The organism is uncultured Alcanivorax sp. (genome assembly GCF_947258575.1).
Classification (GTDB): Bacteria; Pseudomonadota; Gammaproteobacteria; order Pseudomonadales; family Alcanivoracaceae; genus Alcanivorax.
This window is the reverse complement of sequence record NZ_CAMYIV010000004.1, coordinates 177,465-193,982: the sequence shown is the minus strand read 5'-3', so window position 1 is coordinate 193,982 and position 16,518 is coordinate 177,465. Positions and strand designations below refer to the sequence as shown.

Here is a 16,518-nt window from a genome sequence, read left to right as displayed (position 1 = left end):
CGGATCACTGAACGCCTGGAAAACCTATTACCGTTAATGAAACATTTTCCGGCTTTCCGTAGGAGCGTCGCTCGCGGCGCGATTACTAACGCCGGGTTAACGGGAACGTGACTGCAGCCACACCGCCAGGCCCTGACTGTTGAGCTGGATATCCAGCCCCAGCACGGCTTCCAGCTGTGCGTCTGACATGTCGCAGCCGTGCTCCCGGGCGCAGCGAAACAGATACTCTCTCATGGCCGTCATCAACGCCTGTTCCAGTGCAGCATCGTCGGCGGTTTCTGCCACGGTTTCCGCCAGCGCCACATAGTCGTCCACCATGGTCAGCAGTCGCTCGCCCAGGGGTTGCGGGTTTTCCACCATGCTGTAATGGGTGAGGTAAATACGCTGGGGCTGCCGCGCCAGCAGCTTGCGGATGGAGGCCTTCAATGCCGGCGGATCAAATTGCACCGGGGTGGTGGTCGGGCAGATAAAGGGGCCGTTGACGGTGGTCAGCGGCGGATAGGACAGGCCAAAGGTGTCACCGGTGAAAATGCCACGGGACGTGGGGTCATACACACAGAAATGATGGCGGGCATGCCCGGGGGTATCGATGAATACCAGCTTGCGACCTCCCACGGTGACCTCATCGCCGTCGTCCATGGTGCGCACCCGGCGTTCATCCACGGGAATGATATCGCCGTAGATCTCGGCAAACTGGGCCTCACCGTAGACCGCTGTGGCACCGGCCTTGAGTTTGGCCGGATCAATCATGTGGCGAGCGCCGCGGGGATGCACCAGCAGAGTCGCCACTGGCAGCGCCTGCATCAGGCCACCGACGCCACCGGCGTGGTCCAGATGCACATGAGTGGGAATCACATATTTCACCTTTGCCAGATCAATCTTGCGCGCTTTGAGCAGCGCCAGAATGGTCGGCACGGTGTTGTGGGTACCGGTTTCGATAATGGCGTACTCGTCGCCACCGCGCAGCAGATAACAGGCCGCCAATCCTTCGTGCACCATGGCCGTATCGATACGGGTAATGTGCTGGCCGAGGTCGTCAAAAGTCTGGAATGCCATGCATGGCTCCTGAGGTCGATAAGTCCAACGACTATAGGCCACGCAACCGGGGCCAGCCACCCGACCTTTGCTCAACCGGCCGCTCTTTTCAATCGGGGACACCCATCCCTTTTGCTACTGCTGGGAGACTGACAGGCAGCGCCTGACGTAGCTGGTGCCGGCGGGAAACCCCAGGCTTCACGCCATCTTGCCCTTCACCTCACCACACTGTGATTTTATGCGTGGAAAAGGGCCGCCCCATGACCGGAATGACTGCACTACTGATTTATATCGTCTGGACGCTGATTCTGGCACTCAGCTACGCCACCTATCGGTTGCCACTGGTACTCACCGGCAAGAAGGCCGCAAATCATTGGGAACGAGGCAAGGCGGTTGATGACCCGGCCATCCTGGTTCGTGCCAAGGCGGCACATCTCAATTGCCTGGAGAACCTGCCGCTGTTTGCGGCCCTGGTGTTGGTGGCAGCGGCCACCGGCCAGAGCGATACCGTGAACGCACTAGCAGGCTTTATTGTGGCGGCACGCATCGGGCAAAGCCTGGTGCATCTGATCGGCACCAGTTTTCCACTGGTATTCATCCGCGCCAGCCTGTTTCTCGCCCAGGTGGCCCTGATGCTGTACCTGGCCTTTGCGTTGATGTAATCCCTTCAATCGGGGACACGCACACAACGACTCAATTCATGCGTGTCCCTGATTGCTGTGTTGCAAACAAAAAACAGCGGCCCAGGCCGCTGTTTTTGTATCACCACCCAGTGCATCGAGATTACTCGGCGTCACCGGCAAGAAAGGCATCCAGCAACAAGGTGCTGTTGGCCTGCACCGCGGTGGTAATCGCCAGGCCCGGATTGTCGATGCGGAATTTCGGGTTGTGATTGAGCGGCGGCAGTTCGCCGGTGCTCATGTATTTCTTCATCACATCCGGGGCGCCACCGCCCACTTCCACAAACAGGGTTTCAGCGTCTTCAATGCCCGCCACCAGCATGGGGAAATCCTCGGAGCCCATCACCGGGGGGATGCCGGGCATGATCCGCTTTTTGCCCAGGGCGGCCACCAACGCTTCATTGGCCTTGGCTGCCAGGGCAGGCTCGTTAATCACCGGCTCCGCATACCCCAGCATGGTCATGGTGGGTTTACGCTCCTCCGGCACACCCGCAGCAACGGCAATGCCCTGGGTTTCCCGCTCGATGGCATCCAGCATGGTCTGGCGCACGCCCTTGTCGAACCAGCGCAGGTTCAGTTTCAGGGTGCCGGTTTCTGGAATCACGTTATGGGTTTCGCCCACCTGCATGGCGCCCACGGTCAGCACCGCCGGGTCCTGGGCCGGGATATTGCGGCTGACGATGGTCTGGTAGGCCATCACCGCCCGCGCGCCCATCACCACCGGATCAATGGTGCCTTCCGGGCGAGAACCGTGGCCGCCAATCCCGGTGAGATGCACATCCAGTTGATCACTGCCGGCCATGCGGCGGCCAGCTTTCACCGCCACCGTGCCTGCCGGCCACACCGGGTACACGTGGGCGGAAATCAGCAGGGAGGGCTTGGGGACCTTGTCGTACAGACCATCGTCGACCATGGCCTGGGCACCGGCGATCAGTTCTTCCGCCGGCTGGCCCACCAACACCAGGGTGCCGGACCAGGCATCGCGGGTTTCCATTATCACTTTGGCGATGCCCAGCAACCAGGCGGTATGGGAATCATGGCCACAGGCATGGGACACGTAGCTGGTGCTACCGTCATCCAGCTCCACCTGTTTCTTGCTGGCATAGGACAGGCCGCTCTCCTCTTTCACCGGCAAGGCATCCATGTCACTGCGGAACATGATCACCGGGCCATCGCCGTTTTTCAGCACCGCCGCCAGGCCGGTTTCCGCAATCCCGGTATGCACCCGGTAACCGAGTTTCTTCAGCCGCTTGGCCACCAGCGCAGAGGTATCGTGCAGGTCGAAAGCCAGCTCCGGGTTGGCATGCAACTGGCGGAACACCTTCTCCAGCTCCGGCTGCTGGTCCGCAGCCAATTTGCCCACCTTTTCGCTCAGTGATGTGGGAATACCGGCCTGTGCCAGGCCGCAGGCCATCACTGCGCCAGCCAGAAGGCTGCTACGCAGCCCATTGATGAGTGACATGTGCTCTCCCGTTGTTTTTTGGAATATTGTTCCATTAATTGATCACAGGATGGGGCAGCGGGTCAAGCGCATACGCTTTCATCGGGGACACGCACACATCCGGAGGTCACCGGGATGCCACCGGAAAGAGGGAACAAGGTGAGTCAGTCGCCAGTCTGGCGCTTGCGCCATTCCCGGGGAGACAGCCCAGCCCAGCCCTTGAAGGCACGGGTGAAATTGGCCGGGTCGCCATAGCCAAGCGCCTCACCAATGCGGCGAATCTCCAGGTCAGGGTCGGCCAGCATCTGACAGCTGTCCCGTCGACGGGCGGCTTCCAGCAGCTGCTGATAACTGTAGCCCTGTTCCTGCAGGCGCCGCCGCAGGGTGCGGGGCGTCAGATGCAGGCTATCGGCCAGGGCCTCCGGGGATGGGTACCCATCAGCGCCCAGGGTCAGAGCGGCACGGGCACGGCGCAAGGTATCATCGGCGTCATCCACCAGCGCGCTTTCCCGTTCACACTGGGCCAGCGCCAGTGTCAGGGCTTCCGGGTTGGCGGTGGGCAGGGGCTGATCCAGCAGGGAGATATCCCCCGCCAGGGAAATACCGGCCTGCGGCATGCCAAAACGCACCGTCGGCAGCCGCCTTCGCCAGCGATCAAAGCCCGCCGGCTCCTGGCCATACAGCCAGATTTGCCGTTGCTCAGGCAGCTGCGGTATCAGGAACTCTATGCCGCGATACATGCTGGTCAGCATGGAGCTCATCAGCATGTCGCGCAGGGCATCCGGGGCGGAAAGCTCCAGCACCAGCTCCATGAACAGGCGATCCTCGCTTTCGCTCACCATCAACTGCGCCCCGCGCCCGCGCAGATGCCAGAAGCGCTCCAGAATGGCGATGGCTTCACGGGGCGTTCCGGCACACATCAGGGCATAACCCAGGTTGCCGTGGGCGGTGAGGGGCATGCGGTCGCCGGAGGCAAATCCCAGGCTGCCATTGCCAGTGAGCGATAGCGCCGCCGCCCCCAGCTTCCAGGTTTCCTGCAACGACAGCCGCCCGGCCGGATCGTCAATCTGGTCGGGGCTAATATCGGCCGCCTGTAATAACTGCTCGCGGGAGGCGCCGCTCTCCATCGCCGCTTCCATAAAGGCACGCGGGTAGGTGGCGGACTGATTACGCTGCCGCACCCAGGCCGGAAGCGCTGCCAGTTGCTGTGTGGTTGCTGCCAGGAGTTCGCTTTGCGGCATTTGGCCACCGATGACAAGTACAATGTCCGTGCAGAATCTCACGCCCTTGGGCCGTTCACCAGTACCGTATGAGCCATATTAAGAAAATACCTCAACGAGGAGTTCTGACATGAATGCTGTGGTCCCTGTTCGCCCGGGCAAGGCAAAGGCTCGCAAAGGCCTCGCCGGTTCGCTGCGCACCCTTGCCGGCAAAACCCCCAAGGACATGATCCCCAAGGTTCGTCGCCCCCAGTTCACCTTCAGCGAGGCCGAAGACCTGCCGCGCTATTGGTGGGACAACGATCCGGTGAAGACCCTGCTACTGGCTGCCATGTCCGCCAGCTTCCCGCCCGGTGAGCGTTTTTTCATTGATTCGGTGCGTCACTACCAGGACCAGATCACCGACCCGGAACTGAAGAAAGCCATCAAGGGCTTTATCGGCCAGGAAGCCCACCACTCCCGTGAACACGAATTGATGAACGGCTTCCTGCAGGAACGCGGCGTGGATCTGGCGCGACTGGAGCGGGAGATTCTGGGTTTCATGAATGTGTTGCGCAAACACCTGAGCCCGGAACGTCAGCTCGCCCACACCGTCGCCGTGGAGCACTTCACCGCGCTGATGGCCGAGGAGTTCCTGCTCAAGTACGACGCCCTGGAAGAGATGGACCCGCGCATCGCCCCGATCTGGGCCTGGCATGCCATTGAAGAATCCGAGCACAAGGCGGTGGCCTTTGATGTCTACAAGGCCGTGGGTGGCAGTGAATTCACCCGTGTCACGGAGATGATGATCGTCAGCGTGCTGTTCCCGGTGTTTTCTGCCGTGCACCTGGTGCAACTGATGAAAGAAGACGGCCAGCTGGGCAATGTGAAATCCTGGCTTGGTGCCGTGAACTACATGTGGGGTCGTCCGGGGGTATTCCGCAGGCTGCTGCCCGCCTACTTCAAGTTCTACAGCCCCAACTTCCACCCGTGGGATCACGACGCCCGCGGCCTGGTGGAGAAAGCGAAAAAGAAATGGCTGGGCGATTGGGCCTGATTATTCAGCAAGTGAAAACAGAAAGCCCCGCTTGAGCGGGGCTTTCTGTTTCAGAGGGAGTAAGCATACGATGCCTCTGTGTTTTCTATTTCTCCCTCTAGAGTCAGGCAGAGCTAGGCGGGCAAGGCGCTCTCGGTAAACCACTGCAGGATGGCCTCGCGCTGGCGCTCACTGTGCGGATGGGCCAGCAACCCCTCCACCAGAAAAGTCCCCACTGTCGCCAGCATGGTCGCGCGTTCCTGAGCCACACCGTCCGCTTGCAGGGTATGGATCACCGCCGCCTCTACAAAGCGGTGGAACTGGTCATGCCATTCCCGGATCACCGCGGACTGTTCCAGCCGGGCATGCACCGTGGTGACCAACTCGCGGCTCTGCTCGAATTCCCGCAACGCCCAAGCCATCTTCTCCTTCAAGGGTTTGTCCACGATCGCCGGCAGGCGGACCAGAGTGTGTGACATCTGCCGGTTTAGCACAGCCACCAACAGTTCGTCCTTGCTGGCGTAATACCAGTACAGGGTATTCGGGGCGACCCCCAGCTCCCGGGCGATATGACTCATGGATGTGCCGTCATAGCCCAGTGACAGGAACAGCCTGGCTGCTGTGCTCTCCAGCTCGTCCTGCTTTACCTTCAGATCGATATCGCGCTTGTTCTTGGCCAAGGGGCCTTCTCCCACAGTCTGCCCGGTCATCTTGTATGGTATTCAAGAATGCTAGTCTTTGCTCTTGAATGCTATACAAGAAACCCGGAGCCAGACCATGGACACCCTGCGACACAGCCCCCGAGACCTGACCTGTGACAGCCAGCGAACCGGTTTTTACTCCGGCGGAACCTGGTGTGCAGCCACCCTGCACCGGCCAGCGAAGGCCACGGCAGAAACACTGCCAGCTATCCTCATGCTGCACGGCTGGGGCGGGATTCAGGATGCGCTAACGGTATCCTACTATGAGGAATTTACCCGCGCTGGCTACGTGGTGATGACCTTTGATTATCGCGGCTGGGGCGACAGTGCCGGCCTGCCGAGGCATGTGATTTCCGCCCGCCAACGGGTAGCCGATGGCGACGCCGCCCTGGCCTTCCTGAAAAGCCAGCCGGGCATCGATCCCCGTCGCATCGTGCTGTGGGGCTCGTCCTTTGGTGGCGGCCACGTGGTGGAGCTGGCCGCCGAACACCCGGAACTGGCCGGGGCCATTGCCCAGGTCCCCATGCTCGATGGCATGGCCGCGGTGCGCGCCGTCCCCTTGCCACGACTGCTGCGTTTTGGGCTCTACGCCATGGCCGATCTGCTCAAGCCAGGCCATCCGCTCTACCTGCCCGTGGTCAGTGAACCCGGGGCGTTTTCCTCCATGGACCGGGATGATGCCGGCAAGGCACTGCAACTGGCCGAAACCAGCATAGGCCGGCGCTACGACAACCGCGTGGCGGCCCGCTCCATGATGACCATGGGCCCCTACCGTCCTTTCAAACGCCTCAAGGACATCCGCATTCCCACCCTGCTGATGGGGGCCAACCAGGATTCCGTCGCCCCCTTTGTGGAAAGCACTATCCGCGAGGTGAACAACCCCAACCTGACCATCGCCAGCATTAACGCCAACCACTTCGAACCCTATTTCGAACCGGCATTCAGCAACGTGATTCGCCAGCAGCTGACGTTTCTGGAAGGACTGGACCGCTTCGTGCAGCCGGCAAACCACAGGAAGAGTGCCTGAAAGGCAAAGGCTGATTGGCTGGCGTCACTGTCGTGGCGTCATGCCTATCCAGCGCTTGAAGGGGCGGAAAAACTAGCTGTACCAGATCACCAGCCCTTTGCCTGTTCTTTTTTTTCTTTTTTATTTTTCCTGAACGCCTCGTTTTTTCTCCACTTTCATTCGTGCCGAGGCAATATTCATCAAGCGCCGAAACTGTCCGCATTCCAGGTGACTGGGCGCCGGGCATTTTGCCGCGTGGCGCAGGCCGTCACGCATGGCAGACAGTTTGCGGATGGTGTCATCCAGCGCATCGGCTTTTGCCGACAAGGCATGCCGGTCGATGCTGGGCTCGCCGCCGTCATCGAACATTTCGCCAATTTCATCCAGCGTGAATCCCGCTGCCCGTCCCAGGGCAATCAATGCCAGCTGATCCAGCACCCGCGGTGCGAATATTCGCTTTAGTCCTCTGCGCCCGGTGGAGAGGATCAGCCCTTTCTCTTCGTAATAGCGCAGCGTCGACGCCGGTACGCCCGACCGACGCACCACTTCGGTAATATCCAACACGACCTTGACCTCAAGCCAGCTTCAAGTTGCACATTACCAGCAAAGTCATCTTGAGGAAGCCCCATGGATAACGTTACAGAGACCTTGGCCAGCATGATCATCATCGGCATTTTCGCCACCCTGGTCATGGATGTCTGGGGCTGGCTTCGCCAGCCACTGCTCGGTGTCGCCCCACCCAACTACGCCATGGTGGGCCGCTGGTTGTTGCACATGGGCCACGGGCAGTTTCGACACACTGCCATTGCCGCATCGCCAGCCATGCCTGGAGAAAAGGCCGTCGGCTGGCTGGCCCATTATCTGACCGGCCTGGCCTTTGCCGGGATTCTGCTGGCTATAGAGGGGCAGAGCTGGATCCACCTGCCCACCCTGGCGCCGGCTCTGCTGGTGGGTATCGGTACCGTTGCCGCGCCGTTCCTGTTGATGCAGCCAGGCATGGGAGCCGGCATGGCAGCCTGCCGCATGCCTGACCCCAACGCCGCCCGCCTGCAGAGCCTGCTGACCCATGCGATCTTCGGCATCGGCCTGTACCTGGGCGGCTGGGTGTCACACGGCATGCAAGGCTGAGCGTAATAACGATAAAACCGTACTGAACGGTGGTAACCATTGGCGCGCGCAGCCATGTATCCTGTATGCACCTCTACGCCCTGCCCGGCTCTACCCGGCAGGCCTGGACACATCATCAGGAGCACCATGACCACCTTACTGCTGAATCTGCGCCGGGTTCCGGACGACGAGGCCGATGAAGTTCGCACCTTGCTGGAACAAAACCAGATCCTGTTCTATGAGACCGCCCCAAGCATGTGGGGGATCTCTTCTGGCGGTATCTGGCTGAGCCGGCCCGAGGACCGGGAGCGCGCCAAGGCATTACTGGCCGATTACCAGCAGGAGCGGGCCCGGCTACAGCGGGAAGCCTATGAGGAAGCGCAACGGGACGGAACCGCACCGACGCTGACACAACGGTTGCGCGAACAACCCGTCAAGGTGATCGGGCTGTTCGTAGCCGTGCTGGTGTTATTGCTTGTGACCCTGTTGCCGTTTCTGACTCTGGGTTAGCGCGCATTTTCTAATGTGGGAAGCGATGCTCGCATCGCGAATAACGACGCTTATCCACTGCGCTCAGTGCTTGCGAGCCCCCAGCACTTTTCGCCAGAGCGGCCGCGGCTGCTCCTTTCGCTCTTCATCCATGCGCGAGAGCATGCCGGTAATGGCATCAGAGACTTGTTCGCGCAATTGCCAGAGCACTGCAGGATCTTTTTCCTGGCCTTTCAGGTGCGCCGTCGCAATGGGCTTGCCAATGGCAAAACGGAAAGGCTCGGCTTTGGGCAACAAGGTAGGGCCGATGCCTTTTACCAACGGCATGAACAGATCACCACCGCGCATCAGAGAGTTGATCTTGTCGTTGCCCAGCAACCGCTTGCCAAGCCAGCCATTGGCAAAATCGTCACCGTCATAGACGATGTCGTAGGCTTCATCACAGCCCAGTGAGGCAAAGGGGATAATGTCGAACCCCTGCTCAATGGCCATATAGACAAAGCCGGTTCGTTTCTTCCATACCAGCTTGTTGATCTCGTCACGACGCTTGGCTACCTCGCGGGCACCGCCCGGAAATACCAGCACATGCTGGCCGCTTTCCATCAGCCGACGGCAGTTTTCACGGGTGCCGGGTACGGCGCCAAAACGGGTGACCAACTTGCCCCACACCGGCGTGGGGAAGTGGAAGTGATCCCCCAGAGAGCGCGGAAACACCCCGGTCTGTCGATACAGTTCGTAGACAAACAGCGGCGAATCCAGCACACCCATGAGCGCATGATTCCCCACAAACAGGCCCGGTCGCTGTGGGTCCACATTTTCCGCGCCTTCCAGCGTCGCAGCGAAATAGCGGCGCTGCATTGCCGTCACCCCGGCCATGGTACGCAAGGAGGGAGGGCGGAAATCTTCAATGGGGATCTCGATATCGGACACGGTTACCTCGGTCTGTCTTCGCTGGCGACATCGCCAGGATGGGCAAGACTAGCATTATACAGGCTGGTTACCATGGCAGGCCCGCCCCTGACGGCCAGTCACCAAGGGCTTGAAATCGGCGCAAGGCGGGTAATCGGGAAGGGTGCGAGCCCCATGGGGCCCGGACAATCACTCGTCGGTATCAGTGGCCGACAGCTGCAGCAGATCACGGGCATAGGCGTTCACGTCAAAGGGGGTATCATCCTTCATGGTGAGCGCAATATGCGCCGCCAGCACATCCGCCATTTTCTCCAGGGCGTCTTCACGACCCACCCCCTGGCCGATCAGGTCCATAATCACCAGCCCAGCCTCGCGAGGGTGTCCATCGGCGATCTGGTTTTCCACCGCGTCCACCAGGGCCTTCTGTGCAAAATCGTCTTCTGCCTGTTCCATTTCCTGCATGATGCGTCCCGTTCTTTGTTCACTGTGTGTCGCGCACAGGATATCACTTGGTGTTCCATCCCATAACAACAGACAAGCCACCCTCGGCCTTTTAAGCGCCAAACCACCGCCGGGCAGGGACTGCCTCCTGATAAATGTATATACATTGACTATCTATATGATAGCCGATAGGGTTGTTGAGTGCCGCGCTTAAACCGGCGAACATGCTGCCCTATTTTCTTAATGACGGTTATCGATATGTCGAAGACCAAAACGCCAAAGAAAAATAGCCAGCTGATCATTCGCATTAATGATGAAGAGCGTGCTCGGTTTGTCTCACTCTGTGAGGAGCTAGATACCAGTGCTGCACGCGAGGTACGCCGGTTTATTCGCAGCTTTATCAAGGACCAGGAAAAGCAGTCCGGCAATTAGCCCTGCTTGCCCGGCCCGCTACAACTATCCAGAAAAAGGAAACTGCGATCATGTCTAAGCGTAAAAAACTGAAGAAAGCGATCAAGAACAGCAAATCCAAAATCTCCAAGCAGGAAAGCACGCTGAAGAAGCTGAAGAAGAAGCTCAAGAAGCTGTAAGCGCTTCAAGAATCAAGGGCCAGTTCCGCTGGCCCTTCTTGCCTCTGATCCACATCAAACCTTCCCTCCCCGGCTCAATCCTGAATCAACCAGGCAGTCAACTTCGACGCCAAGATATCCAGCACGGCCTCCTGATCCATCCCGGACGGTGCCATCAATACCAGATGCAGCAAGCTTCCCGCGGTTGAAGTCGCCATCAGATAGAGCGAGTAAGGGTGCACGTTCACCCGATACTGCTGCCGGGTTTTCTGCACGCCGGTCTGCAACACTTCCTGTAATTCTTTCTGCAATTGCCGGGTCGCCGGCAACCGGTGCAGATACGGCACCTGAAACACCAGCACCCGCAACAGCTTGCGCTGCCTGCGCATCAGTGAATACAGCGCGCCCAGAAAATGACGCATGGCCACATGCAGGTCGTTACGGTTATCGGTCAGGTCCAAGCGGTTTTGCAGCAGGGACGTGGTTTCCGACAGCAGCTCTTCCGTAAGGCGTGCCACCACGGCTTCCTTGCCAGGGAAATACTCATATACCGAACCGATGCTGACCCCGGCCACCTCGGCGATCGCATTGGTGCTCAGCCCCGCATAACCATGACGCTCCATAATCCGAGCACAGGCGCCCACCATGGCGGCCACCGATGCCTTCGAGCGCACCTGCTTCGGTTCTTTTTTCATTTTAAAATCAGTAGCTTGCCACTTTTCTGTGCGCATGATTGACGGGCCTGTTCCAGTCAGCAAATCCGAGTTTTTCCGAGTATATGCTCAGATTAGAATGACTGCACGAATACCCCTTAGCGCAAGTCGTGAGACCCGTATGAGCAACGATATCCAGTTCAGACGCCCCAAAGTCAGCACCTACTTCAGCCGCTTCCGTCATCACTGGGCCTGGAACGCCAAAAGCCTGTTGGCGCCGAGGCAGGCCCTGCGAGACCGTGTGCTAGGCAAGGTGGTGCTGCTCACCGGTGCCAGTTCCGGCATTGGCGAAGGCGTGGCCGAGAAACTGGCCGATGCTGGTGCCACCCTGTTACTGGTGGCGCGCAATGCAGAAAAACTGGAAGCCATTGCCAGCAAAATAAAAAAACGTGGCGGCAAAGCCTGCATTTATCCTGGCGACCTGACCGACCTGGAAGAGTGCGACCGCATCTGCCAGCAGGCTCTGGCGGATCATGGGCGGGTAGATATTCTGATCAACAACGCCGGCCGCTCCATTCGCCGCTCGATCAAATTTACGGTGAACCGTTTCCATGATTACGAGCGCACCATGCAGCTCAATTATTTTGCGGCTTTGCGTCTGGCCATGAACCTGTTACCGGGTATGGAAGCCCGCGATGAAGGCCACATCATCAATGTGTCCACCATGGGCGTGCAGGCCAACCCGGCCCGCTTTTCCGCCTACCTGGGTTCCAAGTGGGCACTGGAAGGCTGGACCTGGGTCGCTGCCAATGAATATGCCCATACCAACCTGCGCTTTTCTTCCATCAACTATCCGCTGGTGCGCACGCCAATGATTGCGCCCACCAAAATCTATGACTACCTGCCGGTCATGTCGCCGGATACGGCGGTGAACTGGTTGCTGGATGTGATCATCACCCAGAACAAACGCAAGCTGGGCATCTTCGGCAAGGGCGCCCTGGCCATGTATTACCTGCTGCCAAAGACCTCGGAATCCATCGTCAACCTGAGCTATCAGAGCCTGTTTGAAACACCGCCAGCAGATTATCTGTCGCGCAAGGATCGCTCTGCAGACGACCACGCCATAGCAGACAGGGACAACGACAGAAAGGTGGCGCCGTTTCGTACCAGAGAAAACAAGCACCGGGCCTAAGCCCGTCTGCTCAGTGAACCCCCCAGCGGGCCGGGAGGCGGCCAGGCTCTCATGCAATATCCACACACCGAATAACGACGCGGTCACCGGCTCAACCATGGCCACGATAGACGCCACGGCTGGAGCCACATTCCTGAGACCGACCACATAAAGCACAAACGATAACCCGGCGCCCAGAACACCCAGACCGACAAATAGTGGCCAATCCGATGAATTGGCGGCAGCCATAATCTGCCCCACATCCGCTGGCCACACCAGCATCATGACCAGTACTGAAAATGCGATGAACAGAATCGCCTGGGGGCTGCCATGGGGTGCGGCATACTTGAATCCGAAAATGAATACGGCATAGCAGACCCCGGCCAACAAACCGGCTGCAACACCGATCGCCGTCACCCCTTGCGCCTCCATGTCATAAACGCGGGTAAGCAAAACGATACCCAGCATCACCACCGCAATGGCGGTCCACTTCATTACAGAGGGTTGCTCAAGTCTCAAGGCAAACGACACCAGGTAGACGAATACCGGGGCGCAATACATCAGCGTGGCTGCCACCGCCACACTGCCCTGGGAAATGCTGAGAAAATAGAATGCGAAATTACCCGCCACACCCAGACCGGCAACCACAGACCAGCACCATAGCCGCTGGCTCGTCAGGCCATGGCCTCCCGGCTGCAACATCAGCCAGATCAGCACGAGGACCAAGCCAATCGCGCCCCGGTAGAACGACACCAGGTACGCCCCCCAGCCTTCGGTCATCAGCATCCCGCCGATGCCACCTGACAGCCCCCAGCACAGGGCCGCCAAAACTACCAACGCTGTGCTCACGCGCGCCATCTGCACTCCCGCCTGCCCGGCACCCCACAAGGCGCGCCAGGCGACAACGAACGAACCAACACGCAAGCCGCATTCTCATGGGCTCTCATCTGTCACTGAAACGCAGATTTTTTCTGTATGCAACATCCGCGCAAAGCGCCGCAGGAAGGAAAGAAGGAAGGAAACAGCACGCCGCATTATCATCACCGGGCTACTGAAACGTGATCACCGGTGAGAAACGGGAAGGTCAGAGGTCGGCTGGCAACCCGGTCATGCAGACCAGGATGCCAGCCTTGAAGGAACAAAGGGGGAATATCAGGCGGAGGCAGCCACTTCCTGCTCAGCCAAAAAACTGTCGATCTGCAGCAGCAACTCACGGTTGTCGTGATCCCAGGGATGGAAACCCGGGCGGAAGTAGTCCAGGTAGTTGCCAATCTGCTTACGCAGCATGCCGATATCACCGAAGGTGTAATGGAAAAACTTCTGCCAGCCCTTCCAGTCCGTCAGCTTGCCCTGCTCGCGCAACAGTTCAAGGAAGACCGGAATCACCAGCCCCCAGAACACCACCGTCGCCAGACCCAGCCCGAAACAGCGCAGCCCGTAGGCTCCCACGCCTTTACCCATGACCGCCGTCCAGACATCAAAGGCCACCGCCTTGTGCTCGGTTTCTTCCAGCGCATGCCAACGCCACAACGCGGCATAGGCCGGGTCGGCCCCTTCCACCACGCGAGGATCACTCAACACGCTATCCGCGAGCAGGCCGGTGAAATGCTCCAGGGCAATAGTGCCACTCAGGGACACCGGCGCACTGTACTTATTGAAGGTCTTGAGTACGCCTTCCACAAAACGCTCGAATTTGGGCGCCACCGAAGACACCGCAAACAGGGCATCGTTATATTCTTCATGCTCCCGGCCATGCATGGCCTCCTGACCGATGAACGCGGTCACCGCCTTCTTCAGCTCGGGATCGGTGATCTGATCCCGGTAGGCGCGCACACTGTCGATAAAAAAGCGCTCACCCACTGGCAGGATGGTGGAGAAGGTGTTCAGAAACGCCGTCAGCACGGGCCCGCCCGGAGTGTGCCAATCTGAAATCCGTTTGGGATCCACGTTAAACCGGATACTCCTTCGCGTCGGCACCAACATGGGCTTTACGCGGGTATTATCTGTTACCAGACGTAGCGCTGCAGACAGCTTATTCATTGTAATTTCCAGTCATAATAATGCCCTCGGGCACACTGATCGCATGCCGGGAAAACAGGCGCCTCATCTAAACATACGCAGTGACCCTTGGCACGATGCTAAAACTTGCATCGCGAAAGCTATTACTCATCAGGCACCAGTAGCCGTTAAAGCCGCGTGAGGCCTGATTCAGCAGGCCGAAAATCAGCATTGGCAATGGCCTAATCAGGGTGATTTTTTTACTGTCTGGGTTTGTATGGAAAAGGTCTCAGGAGCGCCCTGTCGGTCACACAAACAGTACTTACCACCATAAAAACCCGGTGATAATCTGTTTCACTGACGTTGTGATGGATATCGGCACCAGCCCCCCCACCAGCGAACGCTTGCCGGAGCCAATGCCTCTGCCGAGCCTCACCGGCAATAACAGACAAGAAAAAGGGACCCAGCCATGGAAAACGACTTTGACTATCTCATTATCGGTGGGGGATCCGCAGGGTGCGCCCTGGCCGGGCGACTGAGTGAAGACCCTGATACCCGCGTCTGTCTGCTGGAGGCCGGGGGCCAGGGTGATGGGCTGCTGGTCAATGTGCCCTCCGGCGCCGTGGCCATGCTCTCCAAACCCATCAACAACTGGGTGATGGAAACTGTGCCGCAGAAAGGCCTGAACGGCCGCCAGGGCTTCCAGCCCCGCGGCAAGTGCCTGGGCGGATCGTCCGCCATCAATGCCATGGTGTATATCCGTGGCCACCGCGAGGACTACGACCACTGGGCCGCACTGGGTAATGATGGCTGGTCCTACAACGATGTACTGCCCTACTTCCGCCTTAATGAGCACAACGAGCGTCTCGATAACGAATACCACGGCACCGACGGGCCGCTCTGGGTCAGCGACAGCCGCACCGGCAACCCCTTCCAGGATTACTTCCTGGATGCCGCCAGAGAATGTGACATCCCCATCACCGACGATTTCAACGGCGCCGAGCAGGAAGGCGCCGGGGTTTTTCAGGTTACCCAGAAAGACGGCGAACGCTGGAGCAGCGCACGGGCTTACCTGTTCCCCCATATGGATCGCAGCAACCTGACCGTGGAAACCAATGCCCAGGTTCAGCGTATTGTCTTCGAAGGCAAACGTGCCGTCGGCGTGGAATTCAAGCAAGGCAAACAGGTGCGTACCATCAAGGCCAACAAGGAAGTGCTGTTGTCGGCCGGGGCCTTCCAGTCACCCCAGCTTCTGATGCTCTCCGGTGTAGGCGACTCCGACGAACTGAAAAAGCATGGCATACCCGTGGTCCACCATCTGCCCGGCGTGGGCAAGAACCTTCAGGATCACCCGGATTTCATTTTCGGCTACACCACTGACAGCCCGGCCACCTTTGGCTTGTCGCCGGGGGGTATGTGGCGCGCCATGATGGCCATGGGCACCTACCGCAAGGAACGGCGCGGACTATGGACGTCCAATTTTGCGGAAGCCGGTGCCTTCCTGAAAACACAGCCGGATCTCTCTGCGCCAGACCTGCAGCTGCACATGGTCACCGCCCTGGTGGATGATCACGGCCGCAAAATGCATTTCACCCAGGGCTACTCCTGCCACGTTTGCCTGCTACGCCCCCGTAGCCGCGGCAGTGTGCAACTGGCCAGCGCCAACCCGGACGATCTGCCCCTGATCGACCCGGCGTTCCTGGAAGATCCTCAGGATCTGGAAGATATGGTGAAGGGATACAAGATCACTCAGAAAATCATGGAAGCGCCGTCACTCAAACGGTGGATGAAAAAAGACATGTTCACCGCAAACGTGAAAACTGACGACGAGATCCGCGACGTGATCCGCCAACGCGCTGACACCGTTTACCACCCGGTGGGTTCCTGCAAGATGGGCACCGATGAGCAGGCCGTGGTCGACCCGCAATTGCGCGTTCACGGCATGGAAGGCCTGCGCGTCATCGATGCGTCCATCATGCCCACCCTGATCGGCGGCAACACCAATGCGCCGGCAATGATGATTGCGGAAAAAGCAGTGGATATGATTCGGGGCAACAGCCGGGTGGCTTAGGCTTAGCCCCGA

Annotated in this window: 17 protein-coding genes and 1 pseudogene; 8 read left to right on the top strand and 10 right to left on the bottom strand. The window is 59.1% G+C overall.

Going from position 1 to position 16,518, the window contains the following annotated elements:
- Window positions 1-96: 96 nt before the first annotated feature.
- Window positions 97-1,056, bottom strand: coding sequence for an MBL fold metallo-hydrolase (locus Q0Y02_RS04405; RefSeq protein ID WP_297764899.1), 960 nt, complete (start codon window positions 1,054-1,056; stop codon window positions 97-99).
- A 239-nt stretch (window positions 1,057-1,295) separates the two neighbouring features.
- On the opposite strand from Q0Y02_RS04405, the gene Q0Y02_RS04400 reads away from it, so the two are divergent.
- Window positions 1,296-1,697 carry an MAPEG family protein gene (locus Q0Y02_RS04400; protein ID WP_035245434.1) on the top strand — a complete coding sequence of 134 codons (402 nt, stop codon included), beginning with the start codon at window positions 1,296-1,298 and terminating at the stop codon, window positions 1,695-1,697.
- A 121-nt stretch (window positions 1,698-1,818) separates the two neighbouring features.
- Here Q0Y02_RS04400 and Q0Y02_RS04395 read toward each other — a convergent pair whose 3' ends face one another.
- Window positions 1,819-3,177, bottom strand: coding sequence for an amidohydrolase (locus Q0Y02_RS04395; RefSeq protein WP_297764893.1), 1,359 nt, complete (start codon window positions 3,175-3,177; stop codon window positions 1,819-1,821).
- 143 nt (window positions 3,178-3,320) lie between these two features.
- Window positions 3,321-4,397, bottom strand: coding sequence for an AraC family transcriptional regulator (locus Q0Y02_RS04390; RefSeq protein ID WP_297764890.1), 1,077 nt, complete (start codon window positions 4,395-4,397; stop codon window positions 3,321-3,323).
- A gap of 109 nt (window positions 4,398-4,506) precedes the next feature.
- Here Q0Y02_RS04390 and Q0Y02_RS04385 point away from each other — a divergent pair, with 109 nt between their 5' ends.
- Complete coding sequence (locus tag Q0Y02_RS04385) at window positions 4,507-5,412, top strand: metal-dependent hydrolase (RefSeq protein WP_297764888.1); 906 nt, start codon at window positions 4,507-4,509, stop codon at window positions 5,410-5,412.
- Between the two features lie 113 nt (window positions 5,413-5,525).
- On the opposite strand, the gene Q0Y02_RS04380 is transcribed toward Q0Y02_RS04385, so the two are convergent.
- Window positions 5,526-6,071, bottom strand: coding sequence for a TetR/AcrR family transcriptional regulator (locus tag Q0Y02_RS04380; protein ID WP_297764885.1), 546 nt, complete (start codon window positions 6,069-6,071; stop codon window positions 5,526-5,528).
- A 97-nt stretch (window positions 6,072-6,168) separates the two neighbouring features.
- Here Q0Y02_RS04380 and Q0Y02_RS04375 point away from each other — a divergent pair, with 97 nt between their 5' ends.
- Window positions 6,169-7,119 (top strand): alpha/beta fold hydrolase, encoded by a 951-nt coding sequence (locus Q0Y02_RS04375; protein WP_297764882.1) that lies wholly within the window; start codon window positions 6,169-6,171, stop codon window positions 7,117-7,119.
- A gap of 120 nt (window positions 7,120-7,239) precedes the next feature.
- Here Q0Y02_RS04375 and Q0Y02_RS04370 read toward each other — a convergent pair whose 3' ends face one another.
- A complete protein-coding gene (locus Q0Y02_RS04370; RefSeq protein ID WP_297764879.1) occupies window positions 7,240-7,662 on the bottom strand; it encodes a helix-turn-helix domain-containing protein in 423 nt (140 codons plus the stop codon).
- Window positions 7,663-7,725: 63 nt separating this feature from the next.
- Here Q0Y02_RS04370 and Q0Y02_RS04365 point away from each other — a divergent pair, with 63 nt between their 5' ends.
- Together Q0Y02_RS04365 and Q0Y02_RS04360 are read left to right on the top strand one after the other, a co-directional pair.
- Complete coding sequence (locus tag Q0Y02_RS04365) at window positions 7,726-8,226, top strand: DUF2938 domain-containing protein (protein ID WP_297764875.1); 501 nt, start codon at window positions 7,726-7,728, stop codon at window positions 8,224-8,226.
- Window positions 8,227-8,352: 126 nt separating this feature from the next.
- Window positions 8,353-8,715 carry a DUF6164 family protein gene (locus Q0Y02_RS04360; protein ID WP_297764873.1) on the top strand — a complete coding sequence of 121 codons (363 nt, stop codon included), beginning with the start codon at window positions 8,353-8,355 and terminating at the stop codon, window positions 8,713-8,715.
- Window positions 8,716-8,778: 63 nt separating this feature from the next.
- Here Q0Y02_RS04360 and Q0Y02_RS04355 read toward each other — a convergent pair whose 3' ends face one another.
- Window positions 8,779-9,624, bottom strand: a complete 846-nt coding sequence (locus tag Q0Y02_RS04355) for a lysophospholipid acyltransferase family protein (protein ID WP_297764870.1) — start codon at window positions 9,622-9,624, stop codon at window positions 8,779-8,781.
- A 168-nt stretch (window positions 9,625-9,792) separates the two neighbouring features.
- Window positions 9,793-10,065 (bottom strand): hypothetical protein, encoded by a 273-nt coding sequence (locus Q0Y02_RS04350; RefSeq protein ID WP_297764867.1) that lies wholly within the window; start codon window positions 10,063-10,065, stop codon window positions 9,793-9,795.
- A gap of 237 nt (window positions 10,066-10,302) precedes the next feature.
- Between Q0Y02_RS04350 and Q0Y02_RS04345 the strand changes: the two genes are divergently transcribed.
- Window positions 10,303-10,476 carry a hypothetical protein gene (locus Q0Y02_RS04345; protein WP_198030612.1) on the top strand — a complete coding sequence of 58 codons (174 nt, stop codon included), beginning with the start codon at window positions 10,303-10,305 and terminating at the stop codon, window positions 10,474-10,476.
- A gap of 232 nt (window positions 10,477-10,708) precedes the next feature.
- Here Q0Y02_RS04345 and Q0Y02_RS04340 read toward each other — a convergent pair whose 3' ends face one another.
- Window positions 10,709-11,308, bottom strand: a complete 600-nt coding sequence (locus Q0Y02_RS04340; protein ID WP_297764864.1) for a TetR/AcrR family transcriptional regulator — start codon at window positions 11,306-11,308, stop codon at window positions 10,709-10,711.
- A gap of 139 nt (window positions 11,309-11,447) precedes the next feature.
- Between Q0Y02_RS04340 and Q0Y02_RS04335 the strand changes: the two genes are divergently transcribed.
- Entirely contained in the window at window positions 11,448-12,458 is a 1,011-nt protein-coding gene (locus Q0Y02_RS04335; RefSeq protein WP_297764861.1) for an SDR family NAD(P)-dependent oxidoreductase, read from the top strand.
- A 42-nt stretch (window positions 12,459-12,500) separates the two neighbouring features.
- On the opposite strand, the pseudogene Q0Y02_RS04330 reads toward Q0Y02_RS04335, so the two are convergent.
- Both Q0Y02_RS04330 and Q0Y02_RS04325 read right to left on the bottom strand, forming a co-directional pair.
- A pseudogene (locus Q0Y02_RS04330) lies at window positions 12,501-13,295 on the bottom strand (DMT family transporter); the annotation flags it as partial.
- A 294-nt stretch (window positions 13,296-13,589) separates the two neighbouring features.
- Window positions 13,590-14,477 carry a metal-dependent hydrolase gene (locus Q0Y02_RS04325; protein WP_297764858.1) on the bottom strand — a complete coding sequence of 296 codons (888 nt, stop codon included), beginning with the start codon at window positions 14,475-14,477 and terminating at the stop codon, window positions 13,590-13,592.
- A 427-nt stretch (window positions 14,478-14,904) separates the two neighbouring features.
- Between Q0Y02_RS04325 and Q0Y02_RS04320 the strand changes: the two genes are divergently transcribed.
- A complete protein-coding gene (locus tag Q0Y02_RS04320; protein WP_297764855.1) occupies window positions 14,905-16,506 on the top strand; it encodes a choline dehydrogenase in 1,602 nt (533 codons plus the stop codon).
- Window positions 16,507-16,518: the final 12 nt, after the last annotated feature.